The following is an 18380-nucleotide window of genomic DNA, read 5'->3' as shown; positions in this document are numbered from 1 at the left end:
CACTATCACGGATTCAGGCCGTACAGCGCGGCCCGGGCGAACACGAGTACCGGGATGATCTCCAGCCGGCCGATCCACATGTTGAGGACGAACATCCCCTCGGCCAGCGGCGACATCGACGGTCCGGTGATCCCCGACGAGAGCCCCACGTTCCCCTGGGCGCTCGCAACCTCGAACAGCGCGTCGGCGTAGCCGAACTCCGGGCCGGCGACGTTGATCAGGACGAGGCTCCCCGCGACGAGCGCGACGATCCACAGCAGGGTGACGATGGCGGCCTCTCCGAACTCCCGTTCCATCGTCTCGCGGTCTAACGTCCGATCGCCGATATGGGCGGTGACGACGGCGCTTTTCGGCAGAAACACCCGGGAGAACTGCCACGCGATGCCGCGCGCGACCGTGTAGCCGCGGACGATCTTGATGCCGCCGACCGTGGACCCGGCCGCGCCGCCGAGCACCATCGCGCCGACGACCATCACTTTCGCGCCGGCGAGCCAGCGACCGATCGGTGCCGACTGGAAGCCGGTGCAGGTCAGGGCGCTGATCCACTGGAACGTCGAGTCCCGCACCGCGTCGAGCTGCGCCGCGTCGAACACCGGCACGGAAAGCGGAAGGAACGACCGCGTCGCGAACGCGCCGGAGGCCGTCGAGACGGACGCGACGTTCTGTAGCGAGAGCGCGAGGACGCCGGCTCCGAGCAGGGCGAACAGCCACCGGGTCTGGAGGTCCCCGGCTAGCTCCCGCGCGCTCCGATCACTGAGCACGACGTAGTGGACCGGGAACGCGATCGCACCGAGGATCATTATCGGCAGCAGCGCGGCCTCGACCAGCGGCGAGCCGTACGTCGCGATCGAGTTGTCCGTGACGGAGAACCCGCCGGTCGTGAGGCCCGTCATCGCGTGGTTGAGGGCCTGCCACGCGGTCTCTCCGAGCGACAGCGACTCGGCGTACGTGCTCCCGCTCGCGCGGATCGCGACGAACAGCGTCGCGAACGCCAACAGGGTGTACGCGACCACGAGCTTCCAGACCGTCCGGACCGTCGAGACGACGCTCGGGTGGATCTTCCGCTCGCGGGCCTCGCTCCGGTAGAGCGCGTAGCTTCCGCTTCCGGGGCGCGCGAGGATGGAGACGGTGAGAACGATGACGCCGACGCCGCCGACCCACTGAATGAACGACCGCCACCACTGCACCGCCCGCGGCAGCGACGGCTCGTGGACCGCCATCGTCAGACCGCTTCCGGTCCAGCCGCTCATGCTCTCGAAGAGGGCGTGTAGCGGGTCGCGGAAGTAGGCGAGACTGGAGAGCGTGGCGGTCCCGCCGACGCGGATCGACTCCCACGACGACGTGTCCGCCGCGGCGGGAACGAACGCGTCCATGGCGGCCGGCGGCGTCACCCACGCCGTGAGGAACAGCGGGAGGGCGCCGAAGCAGGCGACCATGAGCCACCCGCCGGCGGCGATCACCATGCCGTGTTTCATCTTCGGCTTCGGGGCGTCGGCGAACCGGCGATTAGCGAGTCCGCCGACGAGGGCCGTCATCCCGCCCGCGACGAGGAACCCGAGCGCGGCGTGAAGCTCGGCGAATCCGAGGGCGACGACGACCGAGACGGTCATCAGTCCGGCCTCCATCAGGAGGAGCGAGCCGATGTCACGACCGATGATCGCCAGATCGCTCGAAACTCGGCTCTCGTTCCGTCCGGCCATCTCAGTCGTGGTCCTCCGGGTGGCCGAACACGTCCGTCACCTCGGGGGTCGCCCCCTCTCCCGAGTACACCGTGAGCAGGTCGCCCGCCTCGATCCGCGTGTTCCCGCGAGGGGTTATCGGCGTTCCCTCCCCGTCGCGCTCGACGGCGACGATCAGCGTCTGTCCGCTCATGAGGTCCGCCTCGTCGGCCTCGCGCAGCGTCTTCCCGGCGATCGGCGCGTCGGCCCCCACGGTGATCTCGAACACCTCCGCCTCCTCGCCGATGTGCATGAAGTCGACGACAGACGGGCGGCTCACCGCGCGATACAGGTACTCCGCGATCAGGCTCTGCGGGTTCTGCATCGTGTTGACGCCGATCTGTTCGAACACGCTCATGTGATCGGGGTTGTGGACGACGGACACGATGTTCGGGACCGACAGCTCCTGTGCCAGCAGACAGACCATGATGTTCGTCGCGTCCTGATCCGTCGTCGAGATGAGCGCGTCGGCGCGGTCGGCGCCGGCGTCCTGCAGCGTCTCCTTCGAGGTCGCGTCGTCGTTGAGAACGAGACAGTCGTACTGTCTCGACGCGCGCTCCGCCCGCCCCTCGTCGCGCTCGATGACGACGACCTCGTTCCCGCTCTCGGTCGCGAGTTCGACGAGCGGCGTCCCGATGTCGCCCGCGCCCACGACGATCAGATACATGTGACGGCGTTTCAGAAGCGACCACCGAAAGGCTACCGCTCCGTGCCGGAGCGCGGGGAATCCCCGAGGCCGTGGCCGTCGGCGTTGAGGGCGACGCCCGGGAGGACGACGGTACCGGCACCCATCAGCTAAGAAGATGCGTTCTCCGGATTACTGGAATTAACGCGTCCGAGACGGTGTATAACGGAATTGACCGTCGGTAACACTGTGGCCGTCAAGCGTCAACGACTGTCGATCGCCGAGATGAACACCGCGAGCACCGGGACGATCTCCAGCCGGCCGATCCACATCAGGAACACCATCAGCAGCTTCGACGTGTCGGGGAAAAAGAGGTAGCTCCCGAACGGCCCGAGCCGACCGAAGCCCGGCCCGATGTTGCCGATCGTCGCGAGCGACGCGCTCGTCGACTCCAGCATCGTCAGCTGGATCCCGATCCGCGCGGCGTCCAGCGACAGGAACACCGCCGAGACCCCGAACAGAACGAGGTACAGGATCGTGAACGCCATGATGCCGCGGATCGCGTCCTCGTCGACGACGCTCCCGCTGAGACGGATCGGCTGCACGACATCCGGATGGGCGGAGGTGAACAGCTCTCGCCGGATCGCCTTCCCGACGATGAGCCACCGCACGATCTTGACCCCGCCGCCGGTCGAACCGGCGGACCCGCCGATGAACATCGCGAACATGAGCAGGATCTGCGCGTGGGTGTCCCACTGCGCGAAGTCGGCGGTCGCGTAGCCGGTGGAGTTCAGGAGCGAACTGACTTGGAACGTGGCCTGCCGGAGCGAGTTCTCGGTAACCCCCTGCATCGCGCCGCCCAACTCGATTGCGGGGGCCGAGCCGCGGAACAGCAACACGGCGAGGACGGCGGTCACGACCGCGATCGAGCCGGCGTACGCGCGAAACTCCGCGTTCTTCAGCATGATCTCGGCCTCGCCGCGCAACACGTGCCAGAACAGCGCGAAGTTCACGCCCGCGACGACCATGAAGGGGATGACGACCCACTGGACGGCGGCCGAGAACGCCGCGATGCTGTCGGCTTTCGGCGAGAACCCGCCGGTGGGGAGGGTGGTGAAGCCGTGGGCCACCGCGTTGTACAGGTCCATGTTCGGCGCCATCCCGAAGACATGGAGCCCGTAGAGGATCGCGATGTACACCACGGTGAACCCGAAGTAGATGAGCCAGAGCGCGCGCGCCGTCTCGGCGATCTTCGGCGTGAGCTTCTGGAGCTCCGGCCCGGGCGCCTCCGACTCCATCAGCTGAGCGCCGTTGACCGCCACCTCCGGGAGGATGGCGATCATCAGGACGATGATCCCCATCCCGCCGAGCCACTGCGTGAGCTGGCGCCACATTAACAGGGCGTGCGAGTGCCGATCCGTGCTGATCTCGCCGAGGAGAGTTGCACCGGTGGTCGTGAACCCGCTCATCGACTCGAACAGCGCGTTGACGATCGACTCCGTGAGCGCGCCGATCGACCCGGCGTGGAGCCCGACCGTCGACGCCGTGCCGTAGCCGGCGAGCAGGTACGGGATGGTGCCGATGACCGCGGCGGCGAGCCACGCGAGCGAGACGAAGAGCAGCGCCTCGCGCGGCCCGAGGTCGGGGTCCGGGTCGACCCGCTCGACGGCGAACCCGACGCCCGCCACGAGCGCCATCGAGACGAGGAACACCCAGATGTCCTCCCCGTACGCGAGCGCCACGACCAGCGGCACCAGCATCGTGACGGCGAGGTACTTGATCCCGACCCCGAGAAGCCCCACGCTCGCCTTCCAGTTGACGCCCCACGACATAGTTACTCGATCGATACGGGAGTCGCTCGTTCGGTGTATTAAACTGTCGAAGCGAGGGACGAACCGGAGAGCCCGAGGCGAGCCTTCGGGGGCTCACTGGAGGTGTTTGAGGACCGATCAGGCCATCGACGCGATCTCGCTCACGAAGTCGGAGTCCACGAGCAAGATCACGTGATCGCCCGGCCGGAGGGCCGTGTCCCCTCGCGGCGTCACGAGTTCGTGGTCCCGCGTGATCGCGCCGATGACGAACCGCGCGTCGGTGTCGGCGACGATCGCCGAAATCGGCCGGCCGACAAGCCCGCACCCATCGGTGAGTTCGAGTTCTAAGACTTCCGCCTGGTCGTTTTCCAACACCGCGATGTTCTCGGCGACGCTCTCGTAGGTGAACCGCGTGATCTCCTCGGCCGTCACGGTCCGCGGGTTGATCGCGATGTCGATGCCGATCTCCTCGAAGACGGTGACGTAGTCGGGGCTGTCCACCACGGCGATCACGCGGTCGACGCCGAGACGCTTGGCGAGCACCGCGACGAGGAGGTTCTGCTCGTCTGAGCCGAGGGCGGTGACGACGATGTCCGCGTCGTCGACGTTCTCCCGGGTGAGGAACTCGGCGTCGGTCGCGTCGTGCTCCATGACGACCGCCTTCGGCAGCTGCTCGGCGAGCCACCGCGCCCGGTCGGCGTCCTGCTCTATCACCCGGGGGCGAAGTTCGCGCTCCCCGAGGAGTCGGGCGGTCTGATAGCCGATCTCGCTGCCTCCAACGATGACGATGTCGTCCGCTTCGTCCGGCGTCGTGTACGGATCGATGTCGGTCGCGAACGACTGGACGCTCTCCGGGCTGCCGATCACGACCGCGCGATCCCCGACCGCGATGTCGGTGTCGCCGCGGGGGATCGTCATCTCGCCGTCGCGGAACAGTCCGACGAACGTGAGCGACTCGAAGCGGTCGGCCTCCGATACGGTCTGTCCGGCGACGGGGCTCCCCTCCGCGATCTCGAATTCGGCCATCTGGACCAGCCCGCTGGCGAAGGGGTCGACGTCGATGGCGGCGGGGAGGCCGATGACGCGGACGATGTTCTCGCCGGTCAACAGGTCGGTACACACCATGAAGTCGACGCCGAAGGCGCCCTCGTTCCCCTCCCACGTCCGGAGGTACTCGGTGCTCTTCACGCGGGCGATAGTGAACGCGTCGCCGAGGGTCTTCGCGGCCCCGCAGGCGACGAGGTTCGTCTGGTCGTTGTCGGTACAGGCGATGACCATGTCCGCCCGCCCGACATCGGCCGCGGTCTGGATCTCCGAGGTGGTCCCGTCGCCGGCGATCGTGAGCACGTCGAGCTCGTACTTGAGCTGATCCGCGTGGTCCGGGTCGACGTCGACGACGACGACCTCGTGGTCCGATGCGAGGCTCGCAGCGATGCTCGTCCCGACCTCGCCGGCCCCGATGATGACCACGTGCATGGGCGAAACCAGAGACCCGACCCTCAAGTTCGTTACTATCGGGAGGCGAACGGGTCGCCCCGCCGCGGGGCCGTCGACGAGCGCCTCCGGCCCGCCGACGAGCGCCTGTCCCTGCCCGGCGCCTACGACTCCCCGCCGAACGACGCGGGGTCCGTCCACTCGTTCCGCCCCGAGACGGTGCGCTGCGGGAACGGGATCGAGATGTCTTCCTCGTCGAACCGCTGCTTAACCGCCTTCACGTAGTCTGCGCGCGCTTTCACGAAGTCGGCCCGCGACGGGTCGTCGATCCAGATCCGCGACTGCAGCCCCACGTACGAGTCGGCGAGCTCTGTCAGCCGGACCGAGGGCGCGGGGCCGTCGAGGATGGCGTCGCTCTTCTCGGCCTCCTCGACGATGATGTCCGTCGCTTTCTCCACGTCGTCATCGTAGTCGATGCCGAAGACGAACTTCAGCCGCAGCGTCTTCTTCGCCACCGGGTTCTTCACCACGTCGCTCGTCAGGGCGTGGTTCGGCACCGTGAGCAGCTCGTTGTCGAACGTGCGCACGCGGGTGACCCGGAAGGAGATGTCCTCCACGACCCCGGAGTTCCCCTGCCACTCGATCCAGTCGCCGATGCGGAACGGCTTGTCCGTGTAGATGAACACGCCCGCGACGAAGTTCTTGATCACGTCCTGCAGCGCGAAGCCGATCGCGAGCGTCGCCGCGGCGGCGATCGTCGCCAGCGACCGCAGGAACCCCTGATAGCCCGCCGCGCCGAACGCGACCGTGACGCCCGCGAACAGCACGAGGAACGCGACGATCTTCTGGAGCGGGCGCCGCGCGTGCTCGTCGAGGCCCTGCCTGTCGAACACCCGCCGGACGAGCGACGCGATGATCACCTTATAAATGAGGTACGTCGCGACGACGACGGCGAGGAAGATCACGGCGTCGACGACGATACCGGTCAGCGGCCCGAGGTACGGCTCCAGCGTCCCCGCGGCCGCGACGGTTCCGAGCGCCCCCGCGGGGGCGCCCATCAGTGCAGCACCGCCGTGTTGCCGCGGGTCTCGATAAGGTCGGCGTCGACGGCGTCGGCCAGTTCCGCGGCGAGCTCGTCGGTCGTGGTCCCGCCCCGCGCGGCCCGGAGGAACTTCACCTTCACGAGCTTGCGGTCGTCGAGCTGGTCGTCGAGTTCGTCGACGACCGAGTCGATGCCGTGTTTCCCGACCCAGACGGTGACGTCGAGGTCGTGCGCCTCCTTGCGAAGCTGTTGGTCGCTCATACACGATAAAATCGGCCGCGCGCATTGAAGCTTGAGGTTTGGGGGCGTCTGAGCGGTCGCGTTAAGTTAGAGGATGAGGCGCTCGACTTCAGAGTGTCTATGGCCGAAACCGAGCGCCTCAGCGAACGTATCGCGTGGATCGACTTGTCGTTTGTGGAGCGAGATCGAACTCCACGCTGGGCGATTGAAGTAGGGATCCGTTGTCACTTGGCCGGTATGTCACTACGTGAGGTAAGTAAACATCTCGAAATGTTTGGGATCAATCGGAGCCATGTCGCTATCCACAACTGGGTTCATAAAGCCGATCTACAGCCGATCTCGACCGTCTCCGAGGATCAACTTGCGGTTGACGAAAAGATGATCCGCCTTCACGGCCAGAAGTTCTGGCTGTACGGCGCGGTTGATCCATATACAAACGAGATCCACCACGTAAGCCTCTATCCGACCACAAATAAACAGACGACGCGATGGTTTCTGACAGAATTATACCAGCGCTACCAGCTGAATAACGTTGAATTTCTCGTCGATGACGCAGACTATCTTGGGTCAGTTCTCGCTGAAGATGGCTATCGATTTCAAGTTATTCGCCATGGAAATCGGAATGCCATCGAACGTGTCTTTTGGGAAATAGAACGGCGAACCTCATCGTTTGCAAATAGTTTTAGCAATGTCGCGCTCGAGACAGCTCAAAACTGGCTTGAAGCCGCCGCCGTCTACCACAATTCACGCCAAAGTTAACACGACTGTCTGAGCGCGCTCGCATGCTCTTTCGGGGGCCGTCTACGGACTCCTACGAATCGCGCTCGCGTTCCACGTCGCGCTCGCGTTCCACGTCGCGCTCCGACTCCGAGTCGGTCCGCCGGACCCGATCCACGTACTCCGCGGCGTCCTCCGGCGTCTCCGTCTCCAGCAGCCGATCGAGCTTCCGCTCGAACTGCTCGTCGGTGAGGTCGCCGTTCGCGTACCGGGTCCGAAGCCGGTCGAGCGCGTCGGCGGTGTCGCCCTGCCCGAGGTCGGCGCGGTCGCTCTCGCGGTCGCCCCTGCGATCGCCGCCTGCGCTCCGGTCCGCCTCTCGGCCGCGCTCGCGCGCCGTCTCGCGTTCCGTCTCCCACTCCGCCGCCGTGTCGTCGCCGTCGGTCCGCTCCGACTTCTCGTCCTCGTCGAACAGCATCGAGACAACCGGCACGATCACGATGTAGCCGAACAGCATGAACGGGAGCCACCAGCCGAAATCGAGCAGCAGCGCCGCGAGCCACGTCCCCGTCACCACGGTGGAGGCGATGCCGCTCGCGTTCCGCGCGAACCGCCCGCGAATGGAGGTGTCCGCCATCGACGTATCAGTCCGGACCGGGGGACAAAGTCGTGTCGGCGCGGGGGGACAGGGTCGTGCCGGCGCGGGGGAACGGGGATCGACCGAGAGAGAGAGGATTAGACTAGTCTAATCTTTTTCTTTGACCAGAAGTATATTATACGCTCCTACTCTAAACACCGGTATGCACACAGACGCGAACGGCTCGTCGAACGTCTCTCGGCGTCGGTTCGCCTCGATCGGTGCCGGCGCTCTCGCGGCGGGACTCGCCGGTTGCACCGGGAACGCGGCGGACTCGGGCTCGGGCGGGGACGGGTACGGAAACGACGACAACGATACCGGCGACGGAGGCGGCGACGCCGAACACACCGTCGTCGCCTCGTTTTTCACGTTCTACGACTTCGCCGACTCGCTCGCGACGGGGACCGACATCGCGGTCGAGAACCTGGTTCCGACCGGGCTCCACGGCCACGGCTGGGAGCCGGACCCGTCGATCCAGCGCCGGGTCACCGACGCCGACGCCCTCGTCCACGTCGGCCCCGACTTCCAGCCGTGGGTCGACCGGGCGATCGACGCGCTCGCGGCCGAGTCGACCGAGACCGAACTTATCAACGCCCGGGCGGGCGTCGACCTCGTCGACCTCGCCGACTCGCTGACGGTGGACGAGGCGGTCGAGGGGGCGAAGGACCCGCACTTCTGGCTCGACCCGCGGCGCGCGAAGGTCGCGGTCGCGAACCTCGCGGACGGGTTGGCCGCGGTCGATCCGGACCACGAGGCGGCGATCCGGGAGAACGCCGACGCGCTCGACGCGGAGCTCGACGTGCTCGACGCGGAGTGGCAAGCCGTCTTCGACGCCGCCGAGCGCGACGTGGCGTTCCTGGCCGCGCACAACGCCTTCGGCTACGTCTCCGAGCGCTACGGCGCGACGATCGAACCCCTCGTCGTGAACCTCGCGGCGAACGACGACGTGCGGCCGGCCGACATGCAGCGGGCGCAGGACACGATCGCCGAACACGGCATCGAACACATCGGCGCCGCCGTCTTCGAGCCGATCCGCCCGGCGCGCCAGCTGCTCGAACAGACCGACGTGACGGCCTACTACCCCGTGACGCCGTACGCGGGGACCGCGGAGTCGTGGGTCGAGCGCGGCTGGGGGTACTTCGACATCGCCCGCGAGGTGAACCTCCCGACGTTCCGGCTCCTGCTCGGCGTCGACGACCCCGAGGACGTGATGTTCGCCGACTACGGGCGCAACTTCGAGCCATGAGCGGGGAATCCGCGCCGGTCGGCGACGACGACCCCCTCGTCGAGGCCCGAGACCTGACGTTCGGGTACGCCGCCGCCCCGGTCGTCGAGGACGTGGACCTCCGGGTCGAGCGCGGCGAGTACGTCGGGATCGTGGGGCCGAACGGCTCCGGGAAGAGCACGCTGCTCCGGCTCCTCTTGGGGCTCCACGAGCCCGACTCCGGGTCCGCGGCGCTGCTCGGCCACCCCGCCCGGGCGTTCGCGGAGCGCGAGCGCGTCGGCTACGTCGCACAGGACGTGACGGAAGACGAGAAGCGGATGCCGATCACGGTGAGCGAGGTCGTCCTGATGGGGCGGTTCCCGCACGCCGGGTTCGGTCGGGTGACCGCCGAGGACCGCGAGCACGCCCGCGCGGCGCTCCGGACGGTCGGGATCGAGCACCTCGCCGACCGAAAGATCACCGCGCTCTCCGGCGGCCAGCGCCAGCGGACCTACATCGCCCGGGCGCTCGCCGGCGAGGCCGAGCTGCTCGTCTTGGACGAGCCGACGGTCGGGGTCGACGCCGAGTCCGTCGACGCCTTCTTCGAGCTCCTCGACGGGCTCGTCGCGGACGGGATGACCGTCCTGCTCGTCGAGCACGACATCGGGGCCGTGATCGAACACGCCTCGCGGGTCGTCTGTCTCAACCGCGAGGTGTACTTCGACGGCTCGCCGACCGACTTCGCCGACAGTGACGCGCTCGACCGGGCGTACGGGACGAACGTGCGCCGCGAGGAAGGGGGGATCGTCACGTGAGCGTTCCGACCTCTCCGGCGGCCGCTGCCGCGTCGGTTCCCCTCCTCTCCGCCCCCTACGACCTCCTCGCCCGGCTCGTCGGGCTGTGGAGCGACGGGCTCGGCTGGGTCGGCGAGCGGCTGGGGATCGCGATGCTGGAGTACGTGTTCATGCACCACGCGTTCCTCGTCGGCGCGCTCATCGCGGTGATGGCCCCCCTGATCGGCACCTTCCTCGTCCACCGCCAGCTCGCGCTGATCGGCGACGCGCTCGCGCACACCGCGTTCGCGGGCGTCGCGGTCGGGCTGTTCGTCAACTCCCTGCTCGGCACCGGGATCTCCCCGTACGTCACGGCGATCGTCGTCGCCGTGATCGCCGCGCTGGCGATCGAGCTGATCTCCGAAACCACCGACGCGTACAACGACGTGTCGATGGCGATCGTGCTCTCGACCGGGTTCGCGCTCGGCGCGGTCCTCATCAGCCTGAACACCGGCGGGCTCGCTGTCGGGATCAACCAGTACCTCTTCGGGAACCTCTCGACCGTCTCGCGGGAGAACGCCGTCCTGTTGGTCGTCCTCTTCGCGGTCGTCGCGCTGGTCGTCACGGTCACCTACAAACAGCTCCTGTACGTGACCTTCGACGAGACCGCGGCCCGCGTCGCCGGCGTCAACGTCCCGTGGTACAACCGCCTGATGACGACGCTGACAGCCCTCGTCGTCGTCGGCGCGATGCAGATCATGGGCGTCATCCTCGTCGCGGCGATGCTCGTGGTCCCCGTCGCGGCCGCCGCGCAGCTCGCCCGAGGGTTCCGCGAGGCGCTGCTCGCCTCCGTCGTGCTCGCGCAGATCGCCGTGCTCGCCGGGATCACGCTGTCGTTCCGCTACAACACGACCGCCGGCGGCACCATCGTCCTCGTCGCCGTCGCGGTCTACGTCGCGGCGGTACTCGCCGGGAAGGCGCAGTCGCGGCGGGCCGGAGACCCCGAGGATGCGGCGGACGCGGGAGACGATCCGGCCCCGTCCGCGGAGCACTAGTCCGCGCGTTCGCCGGCGGTCTCGCGGAGGCTGCCGTCGAGCCCGAGCCCGACCCGGTCCCCGTACCGGTCCCAGACGACGACGAGCGACGGAACGAGCAGGATCGAGCAGAGGTACGCGTACAGCACGCCCAGCGCGAGCAACAGGCCAAAGTCCTGCAGGAGGGGGATCACGGCGAGCCAGAGGACCCCGAGCCCGCAGACGGTCGTGAGCATGCTCCCGGTGAGCGCGCCGCCGGTGCCGGCGATGGTGATGTCCAGCGCCTCGTCGATCGCGTGTCCGGCCTTGTACTCGTCGACGAACCGGTGGACGAAGTGGACGGTGTAGTCCACGCCGAGCCCGATCGACACCGAGAGGATCGGGGCGTTGATCGGCGTCAGCGGAATCGAGAACAGCCGCATCGACCCCACCAGCAGCCCGACCGTGACGAGCACGGGCACGAGGTTGAGCAGGCCGTACACGGCCTTCCCCTCCAGGTAGGCGTACGAGAGGGCGAGAAAGACCGCCGTGAGCGCGAACGCGGCGAACAGGCTCCGGATCGCAGACTCGGTGAGCCGGTCGATCACGGCCTCGTTGACGACGAGGCTCCCGGTCGGCACCGCCTCTAGGGGAGTGCGCTCGGCGAGTTCGCGCACGTCCGCGACCGCCTCGGAGTTGTCGACGCCCGGCCGGATCGTGTAGTCGATCCGCGCGCTCCCGCGGTCGGCCGCGAGGTAGCCGCGGGCCTGCCCCTCGGCCGGGGAGTCGAGCAGGGCGTCGTACACCTCGTCGACGTTGCGGTCGGGCACCCCCGTGCCGAGCCGGTCGTTGCGATCGACGACGGCGGCGAACTCGGGGTCCCGCGCCGCCTGGTCCTCGATGACGGTGACGACGCTTGTCGAGGCCGCCCGGCGCTCGTCGGTCGTCGCGAAGGTGTCGGGCGGGTTGCGCGTGGTCCGGTCGATCAGTTCCAGGGCGTCGTCGTCTCTCACCGACTGGTCGACGTACAGCGTCACGCTCCCGACGAAGTCCTGCTCGAACTCCTCCTCGAACAGCGTGAGCACGCGCAGGAACGTGTAGTCGGTCGGCGCGAACGGCTCGGGCAGGTTCGAGTACGTCTCCAGCCGGTCCTCGTCGGGGAAAAAGGCCTCCTCGGAGAACTCCGTGTTCACCCCGGTACCGTACGCGCCCCCGACCGCGCCGCCGACGAGGAGCACGACGACGACCGCGACGGGCGCGACCTCCGAGAGGTCGACGCCGACGCGCAGCACGCGGCCGAGCCGCGAGTCGCCCGCGCCGAGCGCGGTCGTGCCGAACTCCGGGATCGGGAGCCGCTCGCGCCAGCGGTCCGCGAGCACCTTCGCGGCGGGCAGGAAGATCCCGAAGATGACGAGCGTGAACACGATCCCGGCGGCGGCGACGATCCCGAAGTCCCGGTTGGGGTCGAAGGGGCTCACCACGTTCGAGACGAGCCCGAACACGGTGGTGATCGTCACGAGCAGGAACGCGATGAGCAGCTGGTCGGTCGTCGTCCGCATCGCGGCCGCGATCCCCAACCCCTCGCCCCGCTCCTCGCGGTAGCGGTTGACGATGTGAATCCCGAAGTCGATTCCGACCGCGAGCAACAGCGGGAAGACGGTGACGAGCGAGTCGGAGAACGGAACCCCGGCGTACCCCATGAACCCGAAGGTCCAGAGAAGCGACAGCAGGAGCGCCGCGAGCCCGATCGACATGTCGATCGGGTCGCGGTAGGCGAACACCAAAAAGCCCAGAATTAACAGCAGCGCCGCGGGGAACACGATGATCGCGGTGTCGCCGAGCAGCGCGGTGATCTCCGACTGGAGCACGCCGTCGCCGAAGAGGATCGCGTTGTCGCCGGCCTCGTTGCCCGGCACCGAGTCGACGACCTCGACGCTGCGCGTCTGCAGCTCCGTCACCCGCGCGGTCGTCGCCGCGTCGGGCAGGTCGTAGGTGATCCCGACGATGGCGGCGTCGGCGGTCTGGGCGGTCGGGTTGTAGTCGACCGACACCTGCGCCTCGATCGCGCCGGACGCGTCGGCGTCGGCGATGGCGGCCTGCAGCTCCCGCGGCGTCGCCTCCGCGACCGCGTCGCGCCGCTGGGCGGCGGTCTCCGCGGTCGGGTCGAGCTGTCGCGCGATCGCGTCCGCGTGGCTCGACGTCGACCCCACCCGGAGCGTCGACCGCGACTCCAGCCTGTCTTGGGTCTCCAAGATCCGTATCAGCGTCGAGCGGGAGAGCACGTTGTCGCCGGTGACGATCACCTGTGCGGCGGTGGCCGACCCGCCGATCGAGGTCTCGAACTCCTCGTCGATGTCGTCTAACGCCTGCTGGGCCGGGATGTCCTGCGTGAACTGGTCGGCGCCGGCGCTCGTCTCGATCCCGCCGATCCCGCCGACGGCGACGACGCTCACGAGGAGGAAGACGACGATCACCGTCGCCGGCCGCTCGGTGACGAACTCGTCGACGCGCTCGACGAACCGGTCGGCGGCGGTCACGGTCGCCCCCCGCTGTCGGTCCGCCGTCGATTCCGGCGGCGGTCACGGTCGCCCCCCGCTGTCGGTCCGCCGTCGATTCCGGCGGCGGTCGCGCCGGCCGTCCTCCGGCGGCGGAGGCCGCCCGCGCGGTCGTTCGGGTGCGGAGTCCGTCATCCGGTCACCGCCGCCGGTACCAGACGACCGCGCCCGCGCCGGCGACCGCGAGGAGCAGGCCGACGACGAGCGTCGCGATCGGGAGCCCGCCGTCGTCGGTGGACTCGGTCACCTCGACCGGGTACTGGGCCACGTCCGAGATGCGGTCGTTGCCTCGCTCGTCTTCGTACCGGAAGTCGATCTCGATCGGGTGCGTCTCGACGCTGGCGCCGGGCGCGGCCGACACCTCGAACCAGATCTCGGTCGACTCGCCGGGTTCGAGCTCGTCGACGAACGCCTCGTCGTTGGGTGCCGAAAGCGGGCTGTCGGCGTACAGGCCGGCGTTGATCGACGAGAGCGTCTCCGGCCGCTGGTTCGTGATCTCGAAGGAGATCCGCCGGGTCCCGCCGGCCGGCACCGTCGTGTTGTCGGCGACGAGGTCGAACTCGGGCTGGCGCGGCGCGACCTCGATCCGGCGGGTCTCGTCGACCGCGATCGTCGAGTCGCCGCTGGTGTACTCGGTCGTGAACCGGAACTGTCGGGGTCCGGGGTCGGCGTTGCCGTTCACGTCCGCGTCGAAGGAGAACTCTATCGACTCGCCGGCCGGAATCTCCGGGAGCGCGTACCGGCTCTCCCCGAGGCTCACGCGCTGGCTCTGCGGGTCCGCGACCAGCACCGCGTCGTCGACGTCGAGCGGTCCCTCGTTCGTGAGCGTCCCGGAGACGGTTCCCGAGTAGCCGACTTCGAGGGTGCCCTCGACGTCGTCGACCGAGAATGACTGCTCGGGGGCCGGGACGACGCCCGCCCGGGAGGCGGGGGCGGTCTCCTCGATCCCGTCGCGGTCGCGGTAGTCGACCGTCGAGACGAACGCGTACGCTCCGCCGCCGAAGTCGGGCGAGACGGTGGAGGCGAACGTCACGGTCCGGTTCTCGCCGGGCTCCCAGTCCCCGACGAACGCCTCGCCGCTGCCGTTGCTGCCGATCGCGGCCCCGCTCCCGGTCGTGCTCCCGGTGACGACCGCGTCGCGGGCGACCTCGTCGCCGACGTTCCGGAGGGTCGCGGTCACGTCGCCGCTCCCGCCGACCTGCGCGTCCGTCTCGGTGTCGAGGACCGCGAACCGCGCGCCGTCGTCGACGACGACCGTCAGGTCGAAGCGGTCGACCCCCCGGCGGTCCTTGTGGTTGTTGAACTGGGGGACCACCTCGAACGTGTACCGGTAGCGGGCGGTCACCTCGACCTCGTACCGCCCGTCCGGCACGTCGTCGGGGACCGTCACGTCGAGCGGGACGGAGACGGGACTCGCGTCGGTCCGCACGTCGCCGACCACCGTCGTGCCGTCGCCCACCTCGATCGGCACGTCGCCGTCGTCGACCTCCAGCGTGAGCCCGCGGGCGGTCGTCACGCGCGGGTCGAGGTCGTTGCCCATCTCCATCTCGCCCGTGTTGAGGACGTCGACGGTCACCGCCGACTCGGCGCCGCTCGGGACGGTCCGCTGCGAGAGGAACAGGTCGAGTTCGGGCGAGCCGCGGACCTGTCTGTCGGTCGTCTGGGCGGCGGGGCCGACCGCGTCGGCGCCCTGCAGCGCGGTCCGCCCGTCGTCGGCGCCGGTCACGGACGCGGCGGCGCCGGAGAGCCCTGCCCCCGCGACGAGCGACCCCGCGGCGACGAGCGCGAGCACCAGCACCAGCGTTCCGACCCTCGCCGACCGGCTCATCTCCGGCCTCCGACTCTCGCTCCGGCGGCCGGGTTTGTGGAGAGCTGGATCGGGACGGTGGAGAGCTGGATCGGGACGGTGGAGAGCTGGATCGGGACGGTGGAGAGCTGGATCGGGACGGTGGAGAGCTGGATCGGGACGGCGGAGGGCTGGATCGGGACGGCGGAGGGCTGGACCGCGACGGCATCAGGGCCGGCGGGACGACCCGCGAACGCGTCGAATCGGCTCATACGTTCGTGTCTGACGCCCGTAGAATAAGCGTGTTGGCGCCGACGACCGCCCCGCCGAGGGGGGCGACGCTCTCCGGGGCCGTTCGGCCGGCGGGCAGGAATCCCGGACCCGCGGCGTCAGCGATCGGTGACGCCGTCGGCGTCCATCCGCGCAACCTCCTCTTCGAGCCACTCGCGGAGCCACTTCACGCGCTTGATGCGCTGGTGCGCGATGCTCTCGGCGGTGTCCGAGACGACGCGCTCGGTGTGGTCGTGAGCCCGCTGGAGCACCCGGTCGACCATCTTCGCGGCGTCCATGTGGGTCCGCGACTCATACCCCATCCGGAGCAGCATGAGGGCGGCGCCGTTCGCGCCGACCTTGTCGAGTACGTCGGCCTCGATCAGACACCGGCTCTCTAAGGGCACGTCCGTCAGATCCCCGGTGTAGGAGTGTTCGACGACCGCGCCGCACACCTCCTCGATGAACGACTCCGGGTAGCTGCCGCGGCTCTGTAAGTACTCGCGGGCGACCCGCGCGCCGGCCTCGGCGTGAACGTCCTGTTCGGCCTCCAACTTCGCCACGTCGTGGAACACCGCGGCCACGCGAACCACGTCCACGTCGGCGCCCTCGCTCTCGGCGATGTCGATCGCCAGATCGACGACGTTGAGAATGTGGTTGAACCGGTACTCCGCGGAGTGCCACGGGTACCAGCGCATCCGACCGCCGTCCTCCTCGCTCTCGACGCTGGCCGCAAGGTAATCCCTCACAAACCCTTTCATCTCCGCGAAGTCCTCGTCGCTCACCTCCGCTTCCTTAATTTCGACGCCCACGGGAACCACCTCGGGCGAAAAACTCGACGTTCATTACCGTAACCGAGGAGCGTTTCGTTCTTAGTCGTTACGACGGGTGTATCGCCTCTGCTCGCCCCGTCGAAGTCGGCCTCGACGCCGAGGTCCTTAAGGTCGGGCGGTGACCACCGGGACGTATGTGGCGCCCCTGGGGAAGCGGCGAGAAGGCGCGGTTCCAGCGCGCCGCGGGGGTGAACGTCTTCGGCAACGCGGTGAAGATCGCCGTCGAGGGGGCGGCGGGACTGGCGTTCGGCAGCGTCGCCCTGCTCGCGGACGCGGCCCACTCCGTCGCCGACCTCGTCGCCAGCGCGGTCGTGTTCGTCTGGGGCGGGTCGCGGTACGACGCCGCCGACGAGACCCACCCGCACGGTCACCAGCGGATCGAGCCCCTGACCGCGCTGTTCGTGGGCGCGACGATCGTGTTGCTCGGGCTGTTGCTCCTCCGGGAGTCGGTGCTCGGACTCGTCGGTCCGGTCGAGGTCGCCGCGAGCCCCGTCCTCGTCGCCGCGCTGCTGTTCGCGATGGCCGATATGTACCTCCTCTACTGGTACACCGACCGGGTGAACGCGACGCTGGGATCGACCGCGCTCACCGCGCTCGCGGCCGACTGCCTCAACGACATCTACACGACGATCGCCGCGCTGGTGGGCGTGTTCGGGCTCCTCCTCGGGTTCCCGATCCTCGATCCGGTCGCGGGGGCGCTCGTCAGCGTCCTGGTCGTGTATCAGGGGATCGAGATCGGCCGCGAGAACGTCACGTACCTCGTGGGCGCGGCGCCGCCCGCCGCCGACCGCGAGCGCGTCACCGCCGCGCTCCGCGAGAACCCCGCGGTCGAGGGCGTCCACGACCTGACGGTGTACTACGACGGCACCGACCTCGAGGTCGAGGTCCACGTCGAGGTCGACGGCGAGATGACGCTCCGGGAGGCCCACGGCATCGAGACGGAACTCGTCACGGGACTCCGGAACTTGGAGGACGTGGGCGACGTTCACGTCCACCTCGACCCCTCGGGCGTCGGGGAGTGGAAGGACGCCGCGGACGGCGGAGGCGGCGAGGCCTAGCGTCTCGTCCCGCTCTGTCCGGCGCCGCCCCGGCGTGCGGATTAACTCGCCGGCACCCCTACCCGTTCGTATGCTCACGCGGCGCTGGCTGGAGATGACGTGGCGCGACGCGCTGTTCTGCCACTGGCCGGTCGACCCCGCCGTCGTCTCCGGGACGCTCCCGGACCGGCTCTCGGCCGCTACCCACGAGGGCGACGCGTACCTGAGCGTCGTCGCCTTCGTGATGGACGACATCCGCCCGCCCGGGGCGCCGGTCGAGCTCTCGTTCCCGGAGCTCAACCTCCGGACCTACGTCGTGGGGCCCGACGGTCCGGGCGTGTACTTCTACAACCTCGACGCGGACGACCGTCTCGGCGTCGCGGTCGCGCGGCGGCTGTTCGCACTCCCGTACTACCGCGCGGAAATGGACGTGGCCCCGCCCGCGACCGCCGACCGCTCGGGGAGCGCGAGGAGCGCGGGAGGCGACCGTCGACCTCCGGGCGAACACGCTGTTCGAGGCGAACGGGTTCGACCGGCCCGCCGGCGACCCGATCGTCCGGTACGCGGAGCCGATCGAGGTGGGCGCGGACCGGATCCGATCGGTCCGATGAATCACGGGTGATCCGAGATCGCCGCGTCCGAGACAACCGGTCGCTGAAGGCCGTCTCTTGATCGAGTGCGGGAGTAT

At 68.8% G+C, this 18380-nt stretch carries 16 protein-coding genes and 1 pseudogene; 6 read left to right on the top strand and 11 right to left on the bottom strand.

The features are described 5' to 3' along the window. Nucleotides 1-5: 5 nt before the first annotated feature. The 6 genes from ESO89_RS05160 to ESO89_RS05135 form a co-directional block, all read right to left on the bottom strand. Nucleotides 6-1700, bottom strand: a complete 1695-nt coding sequence (locus ESO89_RS05160; RefSeq protein WP_128904595.1) for a potassium transporter TrkG — start codon at nt 1698-1700, stop codon at nt 6-8. 1 nt (nt 1701) lies between these two features. Next, the gene (locus ESO89_RS05155) at nt 1702-2385 is read right to left on the bottom strand and encodes a potassium channel family protein (RefSeq protein ID WP_128904594.1); all 684 of its coding nucleotides are present in this window, start codon (nt 2383-2385) and stop codon (nt 1702-1704) included. Between the two features lie 221 nt (nt 2386-2606). Further along, a complete protein-coding gene (locus ESO89_RS05150; RefSeq protein ID WP_128904593.1) occupies nt 2607-4175 on the bottom strand; it encodes a TrkH family potassium uptake protein in 1569 nt (522 codons plus the stop codon). 117 nt (nt 4176-4292) lie between these two features. After that, on the bottom strand, nt 4293-5630 hold the full coding sequence (gene trkA, locus ESO89_RS05145) for a Trk system potassium transporter TrkA (protein ID WP_128904592.1): 1338 nt from the start codon (nt 5628-5630) through the stop codon (nt 4293-4295). A gap of 122 nt (nt 5631-5752) precedes the next feature. Beyond that, a complete protein-coding gene (locus ESO89_RS05140; RefSeq protein WP_128904591.1) occupies nt 5753-6646 on the bottom strand; it encodes a mechanosensitive ion channel family protein in 894 nt (297 codons plus the stop codon). Continuing rightward, on the bottom strand, nt 6646-6891 hold the full coding sequence (locus ESO89_RS05135) for a YhbY family RNA-binding protein (protein ID WP_128904590.1): 246 nt from the start codon (nt 6889-6891) through the stop codon (nt 6646-6648). The genes ESO89_RS05140 and ESO89_RS05135 overlap by 1 nt, the downstream gene beginning before the upstream one ends. 99 nt (nt 6892-6990) lie before the next feature. Here ESO89_RS05135 and ESO89_RS05130 point away from each other — a divergent pair, with 99 nt between their 5' ends. After that, nucleotides 6991-7629: an IS6 family transposase gene (locus ESO89_RS05130; protein WP_128904589.1), complete on the top strand. Its 639-nt coding sequence runs from the start codon at nt 6991-6993 to the stop codon at nt 7627-7629. A gap of 52 nt (nt 7630-7681) precedes the next feature. Here ESO89_RS05130 and ESO89_RS05125 read toward each other — a convergent pair whose 3' ends face one another. Beyond that, a complete protein-coding gene (locus tag ESO89_RS05125) occupies nt 7682-8221 on the bottom strand; it encodes an SHOCT domain-containing protein (RefSeq protein WP_128904588.1) in 540 nt (179 codons plus the stop codon). Nucleotides 8222-8384: 163 nt separating this feature from the next. Here ESO89_RS05125 and ESO89_RS05120 point away from each other — a divergent pair, with 163 nt between their 5' ends. Genes ESO89_RS05120 through ESO89_RS05110 form a run of 3 tightly spaced genes read left to right on the top strand, consistent with a single transcriptional unit; the run spans nt 8385 to nt 11253 of the window. Next, nucleotides 8385-9467 (top strand): metal ABC transporter substrate-binding protein, encoded by a 1083-nt coding sequence (locus ESO89_RS05120; RefSeq protein ID WP_128904587.1) that lies wholly within the window; start codon nt 8385-8387, stop codon nt 9465-9467. Further along, nucleotides 9464-10240 (top strand): metal ABC transporter ATP-binding protein, encoded by a 777-nt coding sequence (locus ESO89_RS05115; RefSeq protein ID WP_128904586.1) that lies wholly within the window; start codon nt 9464-9466, stop codon nt 10238-10240. The genes ESO89_RS05120 and ESO89_RS05115 overlap by 4 nt, the downstream gene beginning before the upstream one ends. Further along, nucleotides 10237-11253: a metal ABC transporter permease gene (locus ESO89_RS05110; RefSeq protein WP_128904585.1), complete on the top strand. Its 1017-nt coding sequence runs from the start codon at nt 10237-10239 to the stop codon at nt 11251-11253. The genes ESO89_RS05115 and ESO89_RS05110 overlap by 4 nt, the downstream gene beginning before the upstream one ends. Here ESO89_RS05110 and ESO89_RS05105 read toward each other — a convergent pair. The 4 genes from ESO89_RS05105 to ESO89_RS05090 all read right to left on the bottom strand — a co-directional run bounded on the left by ESO89_RS05105 (nt 11250) and on the right by ESO89_RS05090 (nt 16643). Next, on the bottom strand, nt 11250-13748 hold the full coding sequence (locus ESO89_RS05105) for an efflux RND transporter permease subunit (RefSeq protein ID WP_128904584.1): 2499 nt from the start codon (nt 13746-13748) through the stop codon (nt 11250-11252). The two genes, ESO89_RS05110 and ESO89_RS05105, sit on opposite strands and share 4 nt — an antisense overlap. A 157-nt stretch (nt 13749-13905) precedes the next feature. Beyond that, on the bottom strand, nt 13906-15594 hold the full coding sequence (locus ESO89_RS05100) for a COG1361 S-layer family protein (RefSeq protein WP_128904583.1): 1689 nt from the start codon (nt 15592-15594) through the stop codon (nt 13906-13908). Then, the gene (locus ESO89_RS05095) at nt 15591-15824 is read right to left on the bottom strand and encodes a hypothetical protein (protein ID WP_128904582.1); all 234 of its coding nucleotides are present in this window, start codon (nt 15822-15824) and stop codon (nt 15591-15593) included. The genes ESO89_RS05100 and ESO89_RS05095 overlap by 4 nt, the downstream gene beginning before the upstream one ends. Nucleotides 15825-15941: 117 nt before the next feature. Then, nucleotides 15942-16643 carry an HD domain-containing protein gene (locus ESO89_RS05090; RefSeq protein WP_128904581.1) on the bottom strand — a complete coding sequence of 234 codons (702 nt, stop codon included), beginning with the start codon at nt 16641-16643 and terminating at the stop codon, nt 15942-15944. A gap of 146 nt (nt 16644-16789) precedes the next feature. On the opposite strand from ESO89_RS05090, the gene ESO89_RS05085 reads away from it, so the two are divergent. Then, nucleotides 16790-17713, top strand: a complete 924-nt coding sequence (locus ESO89_RS05085) for a cation diffusion facilitator family transporter (protein ID WP_128904580.1) — start codon at nt 16790-16792, stop codon at nt 17711-17713. A 70-nt stretch (nt 17714-17783) separates the two neighbouring features. Beyond that, nucleotides 17784-18303 (top strand): annotated as a pseudogene (locus ESO89_RS05080) (YqjF family protein). The last annotated feature ends 77 nt before the right edge of the window (nt 18304-18380 follow it).

The organism is Halorubrum amylolyticum (assembly GCF_004114995.1).
Classification (GTDB): domain Archaea; phylum Halobacteriota; class Halobacteria; order Halobacteriales; family Haloferacaceae; genus Halorubrum; species Halorubrum amylolyticum.
Note: the sequence above shows the minus strand (reverse complement) of the source record. Positions and strands in the feature narration are given on the sequence as shown.